The organism is Actinomycetota bacterium, from assembly GCA_040905475.1.
Lineage (GTDB): Bacteria > Actinomycetota > AC-67 > AC-67 > AC-67 > DATFGK01.
Window position 1 is genome coordinate 1 of sequence record JBBDRM010000139.1, and the last position, 14,874, is coordinate 14,874.

16 protein-coding genes and 1 pseudogene are annotated in these 14,874 nt (G+C 66.1%); 4 read left to right on the forward strand and 13 right to left on the reverse strand.

The window, feature by feature from the left end; all coding sequences use genetic code 11:
* Window positions 1–3: 3 nt before the first annotated feature.
* Entirely contained in the window at window positions 4–486 is a 483-nt protein-coding gene (lspA, locus tag WEB06_17115) for a signal peptidase II (GenBank protein ID MEX2557336.1), read from the reverse strand.
* A gap of 26 nt (window positions 487–512) precedes the next feature.
* Window positions 513–1,103 (reverse strand): TraR/DksA C4-type zinc finger protein, encoded by a 591-nt coding sequence (locus WEB06_17120; GenBank protein MEX2557337.1) that lies wholly within the window; start codon window positions 1,101–1,103, stop codon window positions 513–515.
* Window positions 1,104–1,507: 404 nt separating this feature from the next.
* Here WEB06_17120 and ileS point away from each other — a divergent pair, with 404 nt between their 5' ends.
* The 3 genes from ileS to WEB06_17135 are packed head-to-tail and all read left to right on the forward strand — an operon-like array spanning window position 1,508 to window position 5,810.
* Entirely contained in the window at window positions 1,508–4,438 is a 2,931-nt protein-coding gene (gene ileS, locus WEB06_17125; GenBank protein ID MEX2557338.1) for an isoleucine--tRNA ligase, read from the forward strand.
* Window positions 4,435–4,794: a hypothetical protein gene (locus tag WEB06_17130; protein ID MEX2557339.1), complete on the forward strand. Its 360-nt coding sequence runs from the start codon at window positions 4,435–4,437 to the stop codon at window positions 4,792–4,794. Before ileS ends, WEB06_17130 begins: the two co-directional genes overlap by 4 nt.
* A complete protein-coding gene (locus WEB06_17135) occupies window positions 4,794–5,810 on the forward strand; it encodes a DUF933 domain-containing protein (protein MEX2557340.1) in 1,017 nt (338 codons plus the stop codon). Before WEB06_17130 ends, WEB06_17135 begins: the two co-directional genes overlap by 1 nt.
* A 9-nt stretch (window positions 5,811–5,819) precedes the next feature.
* Here WEB06_17135 and WEB06_17140 read toward each other — a convergent pair whose 3' ends face one another.
* Window positions 5,820–6,266 (reverse strand): response regulator, encoded by a 447-nt coding sequence (locus WEB06_17140; protein ID MEX2557341.1) that lies wholly within the window; start codon window positions 6,264–6,266, stop codon window positions 5,820–5,822.
* 321 nt (window positions 6,267–6,587) lie between these two features.
* Complete coding sequence (locus WEB06_17145; GenBank protein MEX2557342.1) at window positions 6,588–6,899, reverse strand: hypothetical protein; 312 nt, start codon at window positions 6,897–6,899, stop codon at window positions 6,588–6,590.
* Between the two features lie 298 nt (window positions 6,900–7,197).
* On the opposite strand from WEB06_17145, the gene WEB06_17150 reads away from it, so the two are divergent.
* On the forward strand, window positions 7,198–7,575 hold the full coding sequence (locus WEB06_17150; GenBank protein ID MEX2557343.1) for a hypothetical protein: 378 nt from the start codon (window positions 7,198–7,200) through the stop codon (window positions 7,573–7,575).
* Window positions 7,576–7,610: 35 nt separating this feature from the next.
* On the opposite strand, the gene WEB06_17155 is transcribed toward WEB06_17150, so the two are convergent.
* From WEB06_17155 to ftsZ, 9 genes and pseudogenes are all read right to left on the reverse strand, one after another.
* Entirely contained in the window at window positions 7,611–8,621 is a 1,011-nt protein-coding gene (locus WEB06_17155; protein MEX2557344.1) for a hypothetical protein, read from the reverse strand.
* Window positions 8,622–8,893: 272 nt separating this feature from the next.
* On the reverse strand, window positions 8,894–9,481 hold the full coding sequence (locus WEB06_17160) for a type II toxin-antitoxin system antitoxin SocA domain-containing protein (protein MEX2557345.1): 588 nt from the start codon (window positions 9,479–9,481) through the stop codon (window positions 8,894–8,896).
* Window positions 9,482–9,809: 328 nt separating this feature from the next.
* Complete coding sequence (locus WEB06_17165; protein ID MEX2557346.1) at window positions 9,810–10,394, reverse strand: hypothetical protein; 585 nt, start codon at window positions 10,392–10,394, stop codon at window positions 9,810–9,812.
* 117 nt (window positions 10,395–10,511) lie between these two features.
* A complete protein-coding gene (locus WEB06_17170; GenBank protein ID MEX2557347.1) occupies window positions 10,512–11,153 on the reverse strand; it encodes a DivIVA domain-containing protein in 642 nt (213 codons plus the stop codon).
* 26 nt (window positions 11,154–11,179) lie between these two features.
* Window positions 11,180–11,437, reverse strand: a complete 258-nt coding sequence (locus tag WEB06_17175) for a YggT family protein (GenBank protein MEX2557348.1) — start codon at window positions 11,435–11,437, stop codon at window positions 11,180–11,182.
* A 30-nt stretch (window positions 11,438–11,467) separates the two neighbouring features.
* Entirely contained in the window at window positions 11,468–11,938 is a 471-nt protein-coding gene (gene sepF / locus WEB06_17180) for a cell division protein SepF (protein ID MEX2557349.1), read from the reverse strand.
* A gap of 113 nt (window positions 11,939–12,051) precedes the next feature.
* Entirely contained in the window at window positions 12,052–12,750 is a 699-nt protein-coding gene (locus WEB06_17185; GenBank protein ID MEX2557350.1) for a YggS family pyridoxal phosphate-dependent enzyme, read from the reverse strand.
* Window positions 12,751–12,760: 10 nt separating this feature from the next.
* The gene (pgeF, locus tag WEB06_17190) at window positions 12,761–13,777 is read right to left on the reverse strand and encodes a peptidoglycan editing factor PgeF (protein ID MEX2557351.1); all 1,017 of its coding nucleotides are present in this window, start codon (window positions 13,775–13,777) and stop codon (window positions 12,761–12,763) included.
* Window positions 13,662–14,657: pseudogene (ftsZ, locus tag WEB06_17195) on the reverse strand (cell division protein FtsZ). The gene pgeF and the pseudogene ftsZ overlap by 116 nt, the downstream one beginning before the upstream one ends.
* Between the last annotated feature and the right edge of the window lie 217 nt (window positions 14,658–14,874).

Sequence of the window (14,874 nt, forward strand, 5' to 3'; positions counted from 1 at the left end):
GGCTCACGGCGATGGCTGCGCCGCGTCGCGGCGGTCGGCGCGGAACGAGGCGATCGCCAGGAGCGCGGCGCCGATCACGACGCCGACGTCGGCGAGGTTGAACGTCGGCCAGATGCGAAAGTCGATGAAGTCGATGACTCGCCCCCGGAACGGACCCGGCGGCCGGAAGAGCCGGTCGCCGAGGTTCCCCAGCGCCCCGCCGAGCACCAGGCCGAGCGCGACGGCGTTCAACGTGTCGCGCACGCGCGGCGCGGTCGCGACGATCACCACGGCGATGATGATCGCCAGCACCGTGAACACGACCGGCGCACGCTGGAAGAGCCCGAACGCCGCGCCGGGATTGCGTTGCAACGTCCAGTGGAGAACACCGTCGACGACCGGGATCGACTCGCCGTCGTTCAACGCCGACAGCGCGATGGCTTTGGTGATCTGATCCGCACCCACGGTCACGCCCGCGACGAGTGCGAGCAGGCGGCGCGGGTTCACGGCGAGGAGCGACGGGCGGCGCCGCGCTAGCGGACCCGCTCCTCTGCTTTCTTGCAGTCGATGCAGAGCACCGAGTACGGCAACGCCTTCAGGCGCGCCTTGTCGATCGGACGCCCGCAGCGCTCGCATTCACCGTAGCTCCCGGCGTCCATGCGCTTCAACGCCGCCTCGACCTTCTCGAGCAGGTCGCGGATGTTGTTGCTGAGCGACAGATCGCGCTCGCGCTCGAAGGTGAAGGTTCCGGCGTCGGCAGACTCCTCGTCGAAGGACACCTCGCCGGAGAGGTCGGACTGCGACTGGTTGAACGTGCCTGCTTCGAGCTCGGCCAGCTCCTTGCGATGGAGGTCTCGCGCCTCGTTCAGCTCCTTGCGGATCGCCTCGAGCTCGGTTGGGGTCAGTCCCGCAGCGTTGCCCTTGCGCTTACGGGGTGGAGCGACCGGTTTGGCGGGGGGCGCGACCGGTTTGGCGGCCGCGGCCGGTTTCGGAGGAGCCGCGGGCTTCGCGGCGGTCGGGGCGCGCTTCGCGGCACCCTTCGGCCGGGGCTTGGTTTCGGCCTTCTTCGCCGGTGCCGGCTTCGCGGGTTTCTTGGGTGCCGCCTTCTTGGCGGGGCGAGCCACGAGGCTCCCTTCCAGGACTCGTCGGATGCCGGGGTCCCCCGGCGCAGAGCGCTGTAGGGTAACGCCCGCCCTGGGGGGTGTCAACCAGTTCCCGCAGGTCACGGGGGGTTGTGCAGCTTCCGCTCCCCGCGTTTTCCCGATCCGGCCGCGAGCCGCTCGGCTACCCGCCGACGCGGACTTCCGGCCGTTTCGCCCGACACGAAAAGCCGTTCCGAGCGCGACGTCGCGCCGGAGATACGGCTCAAGCGCGAGGGCGACACCCGAGCGCCGATCACGCCCCGGCGCGAGGAACGCGGAGGCACGTGCAGGCGAAGCACCGGGCCGTCGCTGCCGTCCTCGACGACGTCGGCGACGTCGCCCTTTATCGACCGAGGAGCTCCCCACCGCCCGATATCATGGCCCGCATGCCCGTCTTCCGCGCGGTCGGATCGCAGGTCGACATGCCCGCGCTCGAGGTCCAGATCCTCGAGCGGTGGCGCGACAAGGACGTGTTCGCCCGCTCCGTCGCTGCCCGCGAGGGAGCCGACGAGTACGTCGTCTACGAAGGTCCGCCGACGGCGAACGGGCGGCCCGGCGTGCACCACGTCCTGGCTCGCGTCTTCAAGGACATCTATCCGCGCTACAAGACGATGCGCGGCTACTCCGTTCCCCGCCGCGGAGGCTGGGACTGCCACGGCCTTCCGGTCGAACTCGAGATCGAGAAGGAGCTCGGCCTCAAGTCCAAGCGAGACATCGAGGCGTACGGCATCGACAAGTTCAACGCGCGGTGCCGCGAGAGCGTCCTGCGCTACGTATCCGACTGGGAGCGCCTCACCGAGCGGATCGCCTACTGGACCGACCTCGGCGACGCGTACCAGACGATGTCGAACGACTACATCGAGAGCGTCTGGTGGTCGCTGAAGAAGATCTACGACCAGGGGCTGCTGTACGAGGACTTCAAGGTCGTCCCCTACTGCCCGCGTTGCGGCACCCCGCTGTCGGATCACGAGGTCGCCATGGGATACGAGACGGTGACCGATCCCAGCGTGTACGTGCGCTTCCCGCTCGAGGGCGAGGAGAACACGTCGCTGCTCGTGTGGACGACGACACCGTGGACGCTGTTGTCGAACGCAGCCGTCGCGATCAATCCCGAAGTTCCGTACGTGGCGGTCGAACACGAAGGCGAGCGGCTCATCCTTGCCGAGCCGCTGGTGCGTCGCGTCCTCGGCCAGGACGCGAAGGTCGTCGAGCACTTCGACGCGGGGTCCCTCGAAGGCCGCTCCTACGAGCCGCCCTTCCGGTTCGCACAGCCCACCGAGCGGGCCTGGTACGTCGTCGCAGCCGAGTTCGTCACGACAGAGGACGGAACCGGGATCGTCCACATGGCGCCGGCGTACGGCGCCGAGGACCTGGCGGTAGGCCGTGAGAACGGCCTCCCGGTGATCCACCTCGTCGACGAGGAAGGGAAGTTCACCGCACAGGTCGCGCCGTGGGCGGGCCGGTTCGTGAAGGAAGCCGACACCGACATCATCGCCGACCTCGACGCGCGCGGGCTGCTGTTCCGCGCAGAGACGATCGAGCACACGTATCCGTTGTGCTGGCGGTGCAAGACGCCGCTCCTCTACTACGCGCGGACCTCCTGGTACATCCGCACCACGGAGCGCAAGAAGGATCTGCTGGCCTCGAACGAGGCGGTGAACTGGTACCCCGACCACATCAAGCACGGGCGCTTCGGGGACTGGCTCGCCAACAACATCGATTGGTCGCTGTCCCGCAACCGCTACTGGGGAACGCCACTGCCGGTGTGGCGTTGCCCGCAGGACCACGTCGTGTGTATCGGTGAGGTCGCCGACCTCGCCGAGCGCGCGGGCCGCGACCTGTCCGGCCTCGATCTGCATCGTCCTTCGATCGACGAGGTCACGTTCGGCTGCACCGAGTGCGGCGGCGAGATGCGGCGTGTCCGAGAGGTGATCGATGCCTGGTACGACTCCGGCTCGATGCCCTTCGCGCAGTGGCACTATCCGTTCGAGCGCGAGGACGTCTTCGAGCGCCGGTTCCCCGCCGACTACATCTGCGAAGGCATCGACCAGACCCGCGGGTGGTTCTACTCGCTGCTCGCGATCGGAACGCTTCTCTGGGAACAATCCGCGTACAAGAACTGCGTCTGCCTCGGGCTGATCGTCCAAGAAGACGGCCGGAAGATGTCGAAGTCGCTCGGAAACGTGCTGGACCCCTGGGAGATCATCGACAAGTTCGGCGCCGACGCGCTTCGTTGGTTCTTCTTCACCGCGGGGAACCCGTGGGCCACCCGCCGCGTCGGTTTCGAAACGATCGCCGAGGTCCAGCGCGGTTTCCAGCGCATGCTCTGGAACGTGTACTCCTTCTACACGCTGTACGCGAACACCGAGAACATCGACCCGACGACCGCCAGCGTCCCGGTGGCCGAACGCCACGAGCTCGATCGGTGGCTGCTCGCCGAGCTGCACGACACCGTGCGGACGGCCACCGCAGGCCTCGAAGGCTACGACTGCACCGCATCCGGGCGGCGGATCGCGGCGTTCGTCGAGGACCTGTCGAACTGGTACGTGCGTCGCTCGCGCCGGCGCTTTTACGCGAAGGAGACCTCCGAGCGCGACAAGGTCGGCGCTCACGCGACGCTCTATGAGTCCTTGAAGGCGCTCGCCCTCCTGCTGGCGCCGTTCACGCCATTCGTGGCCGACGAGATATGGGACAACATCGTCTGCTCCGTTCGACCCGAGGCTCCCGACAGCGTCCACCTCGCCGACTGGCCGGGGTTCGACGAGTCGCTGATCGACGAAGAACTGCGCACCTCGATGGCCGCCGCCCGCCGAGCGGTGACGCTCGGGCTGCAGGCGCGCGAACAAGCCAAGATCAAGGTTCGCCAGCCGCTCGCCCGCGTGCTCATCATCGGCACAGGCGCCGACCAGGCCATCCGTCACGCCGCGATCATCGCGGAGGAGCTGAACGTCAAGATCGTCGAGGTCCTCGCCAACGCACCGACGGAGGAAGACTGGGTAACGGCCGCCGACGGAGGCTTGACCGTCGCGATCGACACGCGCATGACGCCGGAGTTGCTCGGCGAGGGGATGGCCCGCGAACTGTCGCGCGCGGTTCAGAATCTCCGGAAGAAGTCGGGGCTGGCGGTCTCAGACCGGATCCACCTCGGGATCGAGGCGCCCGCCGAGGCGTGGGAGGCGATCGAGCCGCACCTCGACTGGCTCGCCTCAGAGACGCTCGCGACGTCGATCGTTCGCGTCCCCGTCGAGGAACCCGAAGGCAAAGCCGACGTCACCGTGGACGGCTTGCGCATCACGATCTCCCTGCGGCGCGCGTGAGCGCAGTCGCGCGAGCGCTCTCGTACCTCTGGGCGCTTCCCGGAACGCTGGTGGGTCTCCTCGTCGGCGCGACCACGATCAGCGTCCCACGCGTCCGCGACGGCGTGCTCGCGTTCTCCAGCGGCCGAGGGTTCGGCGCTCTCCACCGCCGCATGGGATTCGCCGCGATCACGCTCGGACACGTCGTGATCGCGAATCGTCCGCTCGACGACCGTCTGTGGGCGCACGAGCTGGTTCACGTGCGCCAGTGGGAGCTCCTCGGACCGGTGATGCTCCTCGCCTATCCTCTCGCCAGCATCGTCGGCTACCGGCGGAACCCCTTCGAGGCCGCTGCACGTCGTAAGGCCGGGTTCTGATGCGGTCGGTCGGGATCGTCGGGTTGCCGGGCGCCGGAGCGACGACGATCTTCACCGCGCTCACCGCCGCCGAGGGATCCGCGTCGCAACGGACGCACCAGGCCGTCGTCCCGGTGCCCGACGAACGCTTGGACGTCCTCGGAAAGCTGCATTCCTCGAAGAAGATCGTGTACGCGTCCCTGCGGTTCGTCGAGGTTTCGGGGTTGGTTCGGCGAGGGTCCCGCGGCGCCGGCTCTTTGTCCGCCGAGCTGCTCGGGAACCTGCGCGAGGCCGACGCGCTCCTCGAAGTGGTCCGCGCGTACCCGGGCGCGGAGCCGGCGGATCCGGCGCGTGAGCTCGAGGAGCTGGAGCTCGAGCTGACGATCGCGGACCTCGCCGTGATCGAAGGGAAGCTTGAGCGCGACACGAAGGCCGCGCGCTTCGACGCCGATGCGAAGCGGCTGATCCCGGCCCTCGAACGTGCGAAGGAGACGCTCGAGGCGGGAAAGCCCCTGCGGGGCATCGAGTGGTCGCCCGAAGAGCATCGGGACCTCACGACGCTCGCGCCGCTCACGCTGAAACCCGCCGTGGTGGTGGCGAATGCCGGCGAGGGCGGCGCCGAAGGGACACTCCCGGACGGCGCGGTCGTGGTCGCCGGAGCGCTCGAGGCGGAGGTCGCCGGCCTCGAGCCGGTCGATGCCGCGGAGTTGCTGTCGTCCTACGGTCTTACCGGCCGCGGGATCGACCGGGTGATCCGCGAGGTGTACACCAAACTCGACCTGGTCACGTTCCTGACGGCCGGGGAGAAAGAGTCGCACGCGTGGGAGGTGCATCGGGGCGCGACCGCCCCGGAAGCCGCCGGCGCGATCCACTCGGACTTCCAGCGCGGTTTCATCCGCGCAGAAGTCGTCGCCTACGACGAGCTCGTTGCGGCCGGCTCCTGGAACCAGGCCAAATCGAAGGGCCTCGTCCGCCAGGAAGGAAAGGCGTACGTCGTCCGCGAAGGCGACGTCGTCGAGTTCCGCTTCGCGGTCTGAGCGGCCGCGCTACTGTTCGAGCGACTGAAGCTTGCCGATGAGGCGGGCGAGATCCTCGGGATGGGCTCGCCGGGCGAGCACGTCCTCCGGCGCCTCCTGGAGCACGGCTTCCACCGACCGCACGATCGCGTCCGCGTCGAACGGCTTGGCGACGTGCTCGGCCACGCCTTCGGACTGGCCCCGCTCGAGCGACTCGGCGTCCGACATCGCCGACACGATGATGACGCGAACCTTCGAGCGGAGGCCGCGGTTGCGGAGCTCCTCGAGGAAGCGCCAGCCATCCATCTGCGGCATGGCGAGGTCGAGCAGGATGACGTCGGGCAGCTCCTGTTCAACGGACGCGAGCGCCTCGACTCCGTCCGATGCCGTGTCGACGTCGTGGCCTTCCTGCGAAAGGATGGCTTGCATCAACAGGCGGATCGCCGGCTCATCGTCCACGACGAGCAGCTTCGCCATGTACCTCTCCTCCCGTCAAACATCGAAAGCCGGACCCCGCCGTGGGGATCCGGCCGCTCGGCTGCAAGCAGCCTCGTTTGGAAGTATCGGCGTTTCGGACGAAGGTCTTTACCGGTGCAGGCAGCCGGTGAGAAGAGAACGTGCGATGGGAGGAGAAAACTAGGGTTTGCAGGTCGCGCAGGGAGAAATCGGGCTTAGGCGATTCCGCTTCGTCTCGCCCGGTTGGGTGACGTGCGGCGATGACTGAGAAGGGACAAGGCGACACGCCACGGGTCAACGCTCATGTTGACCGGGCGTTCACCGCGTTCCGAAATGTGACTATCACACCGCGCCTGGGAAGCTAACGATCCACCCCAGGTCGGGATTCGAATAGTAGTCCTTTGGCTCTAGCCCGAGCTCACGACTCACCTCGCGGCGAAAACGATCAAGATCCTTCGGCCCGTAGCGTTGAACTGGGGCGTCAGGGCCACGCAACCCAGTGGCAGCAGCGAACGCGGCGAAGAGCTCGTTAGGGTTGTCGCAGTAGAGGATGATCAAGTTCATGGCCTCGTGCGCCAAAGACAGATCCCACTCGTGCGGACGGACTGGCGGCTTTCCCTCCCAGTCGGAGTTTGAGTAGATGTGGTCGATCACCGTTAGAGCTTTATGAAGGGCTTCTCTGCGGTGCCGCATGACTTCATGGTGTCGCGCAGCTCGAGAGTCCAGGAACCGAAGCACAGCCTGAGTGATAAGCGCGAGACCGCTGCTAACCACGGCCGTAATCAGAGCTACTTTCATCTTCCCCCCAATAGCCAATCTTTGACCTGCGGTACGCCCTCGTAGGATGCTTCCCGCCAAGGGCCACGGTCGCACCCGAAGAGCCGAAATACCGGGCTGCCCTCGGTGCCAACCTGGAAGAACTAGCACTACACGCTCGATAGGGTAGACAATCTTGGCGACTTGGAAGGTGGAGAAGCCATTGAGCGTCTTCGATAAAGCGAAGCAGGCGTTAGAAGAGGATCGGAAACGGCAGGCAGACATCAAGGCGTATCGGGAGCACGCGAAAGCAGAAAGGGAAACCGAGAAGGTCGCTATTACGGCGGACCGACACGCCGAGGATGCTAAGCGCGCAACCTCGCAGGGCGCCCGCTTCTATCTCCTCCGCTGGGCGAATCCACGCGGCGGCAAGGCAATGACTAGCGGCCTTCCGGAAACGATCGCCGCGATAGAAGACCTAGGCTGGAAGCTTGAAACGATGTCCTGGTACTACGATGCCCAACAGCCACTACCCGGTCCCGAAGGCATGTTTCTATTTCGACGCGCGGAGTGAGCACTCGAGGATTCTGCTCCTCGGGGACACTCTGGCTATCGGGCTACTAGAAGCTTGAGCCCGAGGGAATGGTTGAGGAACAGCTGGGCGCCAAAGGTTGCTTCCCATGAGGCGCTGGGAGCGGGCCATTTCATCTCGTGCAGCCACTTGTTCCGGGCGGCGCGTGCCTTCTCGAGCTGTTGGTACAGATCGAAGGGGATTCTCCCTTCCAGTGAAAGCACTTCGCCTAGCACCTTGGCTGTAAAGTCGCGACCTGTGAGGCCCCTCTTTCTTTCGCTATTCACCTCGATGCGCCACTCAGCCCCGGGAAGTATGCGACGTTCGGCGATGTAGTTCTTCCATTCGCGGCCTAGCAGAAACTCACAGACGGTCCATCCCGCCACAAGTGCGAGGGCGTGGTTAGCCTCTTGGCGAGCTTCCATGGCCTCGCTGAGAAGCGATAGCAAATCGAGTGTTCGAGATTCGTCGCACGTCAAGGCGGTGTTCAGAACCGCTGTCGCTTCCTCGATTACCGGCGTCCCGAGGATCCACGGACGGTCGTACCATGCGAAATCCTCAGTGTCTTGCGGACTCAGGTCTAGGGTTGCGCGAGCAAGGCCAGAGCCCCCGCCGTTGTCGAACCGAATCACGTCATCCCGCCGGACCCGATTGAGCTGATGTCCTCGACGCTCGATTCTCAGCAGAGCTGAGTGGATGCATAGGGCGTGCCCATTCATGAACTTGAGGCGCTCAGCCTCAAGTCGAGCCTCCTCGGCTGGCGTTGTAAGCTCTTTGTCATGAGGAGACACTTCGGTGAAGTCGTAAACGATCAGTCCGTGTCGATGGATCGAAACCGAAACCCCGTTCGCGAGCGTCGCCGTATATACCTCGGCTACTACTGAGTTGGGGTAGGAAACGGTACGGCCGGGCAGGTTGGACTGACTTATGGCTTTCGCTTTGGCTTCGTATTCCAGTACGCGATTGAGTTCGTCTCGCAGATTAGGGGGCTTAGAGCCCAGCCACACGCGATTGTTCAAGCGGAATATGTAACCGTGACGTTTGGTCACAGCACTTCACGTAGTGGTCGATGCCCGTAGGGAACCCTTTCGGTTCACACCTTCACTCCGAGATTTCAGGGGCTCGAGGTTCTAGGATCCCGCGCGAAACTCGTTGTTGTTGATCGCCGCCAGCTTCTCGAAAACGTCTGCCGGCTCAACTCCATCTTCCCATTCGATTAACTCGTCGACGCTAACGCCGTTATGGTCAGTCCCGCGGAGCCATCCGCTCGTAATTCGTCCGCGTCCGTCTTTAGTGAGCACCTCGAAATGAAGTGATGGCTTCACTTGCTAGCGCGTTTTAGCTCACTCGAGATCTGGGGCCTTGCGCCAGTAGCTTCCTCAAAGAGATCAGCGAGCGCCTCCGTGTCACGGTTCTCAAGATACCGTTGAGCCAGTCGCTTCTCTGTAGGCGTCAACCTCGTCCCAAGGACACCATGCTGACGGTGATACCGCCTGATCAATGATCTGGGAATCTCTCGATCGCTCCACGCATCGTCAGGAAGTCCACGACGGACTTGCCGCCACGGACTTTCAGGAGCCTTCGTGAGTTTCGCCAGGGTGGGACCCGAAAGGTCTCCATACCTTTCGACCACTTTCTTGATTGTTTGACGAAGCTCGCTATCGAGGTGTTTTGAATCGCCTGCGACAGGATCCCTAATCGGCCGCTTATCAAACTGCATGTACCTTCCGGCGATCACACGAGTCACGGGACCCCATGTCCAAGCCTCAATTTCTACATCGAAGGCCGGCGTGTCCTGCCATACGAGACTGGCGGCCTGGACAAAGTAGAGCAGCTTGTGCAGCTGCATCTGATCCAGCCCGGGATGTTCGCTGATGATTGCGGCGGCCACGTCATCGACGGACGCCATGCCAGGCACCTACCCTTCACCGAGCTCGCCCCGACCTTGCCCAACCTTAGCATCGAGGTACGACGTAAACGGCAAAGGTCAAGGGACGGAAGACAGCCGGCCATCTACCAGCCTGGATGGCTCGAATGGGCTGGACTTGAAGGCCGGGCCCGGCGATCGCGGGGTATGAGGTCGTTCTAGATGTGAGTGATATCGACACAAGAGCGGAGAAGCGCGTCCATGCGTTCTGTCCGGGGTTCTTGAGCGGCGTGATTGGCCGCTCAGTTGACCAGCCGTTGACCGCTGAGGACGCCAGCGAGAAAATCCGCTCAGAACTAGCGCCGTCTGATTACGGTTTGCAGGTGGCGCAGGGCTTATAGCCCTGTCGCTTGGCGGCGGCCTTGGCCATCGACATCGCCGCAGGGTTCTTCGCGTAGCGGCACGAGTCTTTGTGGAACTTGTCCCGGTCGGGGATGACAACGACCGAACCTGACGCGGCTGCGGCGGCCGGCTTCTTGGCCGCAGGTTTCTTCGTGGCGGCTGGACGGGGCGCGCGCGCCGCGGCGGGCTTCTCTGCCGGCGGCTCGAACGACGACATGGCCGTTTCGGGCTCGGGTTCGGGCTCGGGAACCGCGACCAGGGCCGGCAGCTCCTCATCATCGATCTCGTCGCGGGCCGGCACGCGATCGCGCTCCAACACGGCGGTCGCAGCGGGCGCCGACGGCTGATCCGACCATGAAGGCATGGGCGCCGAAGGACCGCCGGCGGTGGCGACGCGGCGCTTGTTCCCCTGAACCACTCCCAGTGCCAGGAAGATCGCCGCGAGTATGCTCGCCGCGATCGAGGTCCAGATGAGGCCCAGGCCGGTCCGGAACACCCCCAGGATCAGGGTCACGAACGCGACGACCACGAGGATCCCACTGGCAGCGATCACGACGGGCAATGCCTCCTTAGACGAGCGAGCCGAGGTCCGTACGGCCGCGGCAGCATATCGCTCCACAGACCCCGAGCCAAGCAGCACGAGTTCGGCTTCACGCCGTCTCCTGTGGGGTTATTCCGCTTTCCAAAAGCCCTCGCCCGGGCCTGCGCCCTGCGGCGCCGGAGCCGGTTCCTCAGCGGCCAGGTCCCGAGCCATCCGTTCCACGACCGCGTTCCGTTGCGAGGAGGAGCCGCCCCCCAGGTCTACCGCCTCGAGGCCCGAGAGCTGCTGCTCGAGGAAGGTGCGGATGCGCTTGCGGATGTCGACCTCTTGCCGGCGCAGCTCGGCGATGCGCTGCTGCGCGTCGGTCAGCGCGTTGGACGCGTCGGAGTCGACGTCCTTCGCGCGCCGTGCCGTGAGCTCGTCGATCTCTCGCGCGCGCTGCTCCGCACGCTGAACGAGCTCCGAGGCCCTTCGCTTCGCCTCCTCCAGCGCCGCCTCGCTCGCCTTGCGTGTTGCTTCGATCCGGTCGTCGTCTTCGCGGGCGGGCACCGCGGCCGAGCTCGGGGCGGCGGACGGGGATCCGGCCCGTCCCGCTCGCGCGATCTCCTGCTGGAGCGCGGCGAGCTGAACCTTCATCCGCTGGTTCTCCTGGAACAGCCGGGCGAACTCGACCGCAATCTCATCGAGGAACGTGTCGACGTCGTCTTCGTTGTAGCCGCGGAAAGCCTCGCGGAATTCCTTGTCCTGGATGTCCTGCGGCGAGACGGGCATGCGGACAGACTAACAGGCCGGGCCGGTCAACAGACCCCTTGGGTATGGAGGATCTCCACGATCACCCGGATGGCGATGAAGACGAGGATCGGCGACAGGTCGAGGGCGGCCCCGCCCATCCGCAGCGGCGGGAGGATCGGACGCACGAGCCGCAGCACCGGGTCCGTGATCGCGAACAGGAACACATAGATCGGCCGGGCCCAATCGGGCGGATGCGGGAACCAGGATAGGAGCAGGCGAACGAAGAGCAGGAACGAGTAGAGGCTCAGGAGCGTGCAGATCATCGGGTTCCCTCTGCCCGCCCCGGCGCCACGCTAGAAGTCGTTGAAGAAGCCGTGCTCCGCGAGGCGGCGCTTCTCGTCCGCGGAGATCTCCACGTTGAACGGGGTGATGAGGTACACGGCGTCGGCCACCTTCTGCATCCGTCCGTTCAGCCCGTACACCAGGCCGGAGGCGAAGTGCAGGATCTTCGGAGCGTGCTTGGGCTCCGTGAGACGGAGGTTGATGATCACAGGGACGCCGGACTTGAGCCGGTCCGCGAACTCCTGCGCATCGTCGTAGATCCGCGGCTCGACGACGTGCACCTGCCGTGGCGGGCCGGCCGTTCCGAGCGACCGGATGTTCCCACGGCCGGCCGGGTGGGTCGTCTCGCGAGCCTCCTCGCGGCGGAGCGTGCGGACCATGCGCGTGGGCTCTTCGACCTTGCCGTCGTCGGGATGCTGCATCTCCTCGAGCTCCTCGTCCTCCTCCATGAGGCCGAGGTAGACGAGAGACCGCTTCCACATACCACCCATCGTTCGCCTCCCGATAGTTCCTGTCGGTCATAGAGATTACGGCAAACGGGCCGCCGGAGGCCCGAAGCACGCATGCCCGGCCCCGGGGTGGTCCCCGGCAGTGGTCACCGCCGCGGCCCGAAGATCGCGGTCCCAACCCGAACGATCGTCGCCCCCTCCTCGACGGCGACCTCGAAGTCCGACGTCATGCCCATCGACAACTCATCCAGGGTGCCCCCGCCGAGCTCACCTTGGAGACGGTCTCGGAGCTCTCTGAGGCCGGAGAACGCCGCCCGGGACGCGACCCCGGAGCCGGGCGGCGCGATCGTCATCAAGCCTTTCAGCCGGATCCCCGGCAGGCCGGCGAGCGACGCGACGAGGGCCCAGGCCTCTGGCGGGTCGACGCCGTGCTTCGAGGCTTCGCCCGAGACGTTGACCTCGACCAGGACATCCTGGACCACGCCCTCGGATGCGGCCCGTTGTGAGATGGCCTGCCCGAGCTCGATCGAGTCGACGCCGTGGATCAGCGCCACGCGGCCGGTCACGAGCTTCACCTTGTTGCGCTGGAGCGTTCCGATGAAGTGCCAGCGGTGGGAGGCAACGCCCGCCAGCGCCTGCATCTTCGCGGCCAGCTCCTGTGCGCGGTTCTCGCCCAGGTCCGTCGCCCCGGCATCGATCGCCTCGCGGATCCCTTCGAGGGAGACCTCTTTGGTGACGACGACGAGCCGCACCGTCCCCGGGTCTCGCCCCGAGCCGAGCGCGGCGTCCGCGATCCGCTCGCGAACCTCGCCGAGCCGTTGGGCGACTTCCGTTCCGTCGCTCACGTCCCCCCGCTCAACTCGGATCCATCCTCGCGATCAGGCCTTGCCGGCCGCGGCCACCGGCGCGATGAGAGTAGAAACGGTCGGGCTCGCACCGTGTGCAGAGGGCTGCCGGCCACACCTCGTGGACGCCGGCCCGAGCCAGCGCCGTGGTCGCGCCGCGCCATAGATCGAGGTGCGTCCGGTCGCCGCGCCGGTAGACGACCTCTCCCAGCCGCTCGGCCGCCGGTACCGCCACGTCTTTCCCAACCTCGTAGCAACACGGCCCGATCGACGGACCGATGAAGGCGGCCAGCCTCGTGGGAGAACCGAGCGCCCGAACCGCCTCCTCGATGATCCCGGCGACGAGGCCGCGCCATCCGGCATGGACGACGCCGATGCGGCGGCCCGGCGGATCGGCGAGAAGGATCGGCGCGCAGTCGGCCGTGACGACGACGAGGGCGACGTCGGGCTCTTCGGTCCAAAGCGCGTCGGCATCGGGCACGACGCTGGCCGGCGAGTCCCATCCCGCGCCGCGCTCCGCCGCGCCGACTTTGACGACGTGCGTGCCGTGAACCTGGCGCGCCCCGGTCCACGATCCCAGGGAGGCGTCGACGACCCGGAGCGCCCGCGTGCGGTTCCGCCGCACGAGCTCGGCGTCGTCCCCCGAGGAGTACGAGAGGTTCAGCGAGGCGAACGGAGCGTCGCTGACGCCGCCGTGGCGCGTGGTGAACGCCGTCCGGATACCGGAAAGGGCGAGCGCCGGGACGGTTAGGTACGCCCCGGGGCTCGCCCCCGGCTCTTGGGGGAAGGTCCGCCAAGCGAACGTGGGCGGTTCCCCCCGCTTCTTACCGACGAAGGAACGAGGGGATGTCCTCGAGCTCCTCGTCGGCGTCGAACACGAGCGTCCGCCGTGCCGGCTGCCCGAGCTCCTCTTCTTCCTCTTCGAGCGCGAGCGACGTCGTGACCTCACGCGTCGACCACCGCTCGAAGCCGGCGGCGATGACGGTGACCCGCACCTCGTCACCGAGCGAGTCGTCGATCGCGGCACCGAAGATCACGTTCGCCTCGGGGTGCGCGTGGTCGGAGATGATCCGCGCGGCCTCGTTCACCTCGTACAGGGTGAGGTCGCTGCCGCCGGTGATGTTGAGCAGGATGCCGCGCGCTCCGTCGATCGAGGACTCGAGCAACGGGCTCGAGATCGCCGCACGGGCGGCTTCGACGGCGCGGTTGTCGCCGCGCGAGTGTCCGACACCCATCAGGGCGGAGCCCGCGTCGGTGAGGATCGCCTTCACGTCGGCGAAGTCCAGGTTGATGAGGCCGGGCGTCGTGATGAGATCGGTGATGCCCTGCACGCCCTGCAGCAGAACGGTGTCGGCCATCTTGAACGCGTCGAGGATCGTCGTCGTCTCGTCGGCGACGTCGAGCAGACGGTCGTTCGGGATGATGATGAGCGTGTCGACCTTCTGCTTCAGGTCTTGGATGCCACGCTCCGCCTGCTCGGCACGCACCTTGCGCTCGAACGAGAAGGGACGAGTCACGACGCCGATCGTCAGTGCGCCCATGCCCTTGGCGATCTCGGCGACGATCGGAGCGCCGCCGGTGCCGGTGCCGCCGCCCTCTCCTGCGGTGACGAAGACCATGTCGGCCCCGCGAAGGACCTCTTCGATGGTCTCCCGTGCCTCTTCCACGGCCCTTCGACCCATCTCGGGATCCGAACCGGCCCCCAGGCCACGGGTGATCTCCCGGCCGATGTCGAGCTTCAGATCGGCATCAGACATCAGAAGCGCCTGAGCGTCGGTGTTGATGGCGATGAACTCGACGCCACGAAGACCTTCTTCGATCATTCGGTTGACGGCGTTAACTCCGCCGCCGCCGATCCCCACGACCTTGATGACCGCGAGGTAGTTCTGAGGCGTGGTGGCTGCCATGCGCGACCCCTCCTATGGCCAGTACGTCTCTTCTTTTCTCCCCAGGCCTCAAGCATGGTTGAAGCTCAACCACGACTTGAGGGCCCGCCCCCGCTCGTCGCGGATGGCGCGCACGCCTGCGGCACTGTGTCCGTAGGCGCTGGGGAAGGACGCGCCGGGGAAGGTTTTCCGCGCTTTTCGCAGGTCCGGGAGGCCCCTAACCCTCAACGGTAGGCTG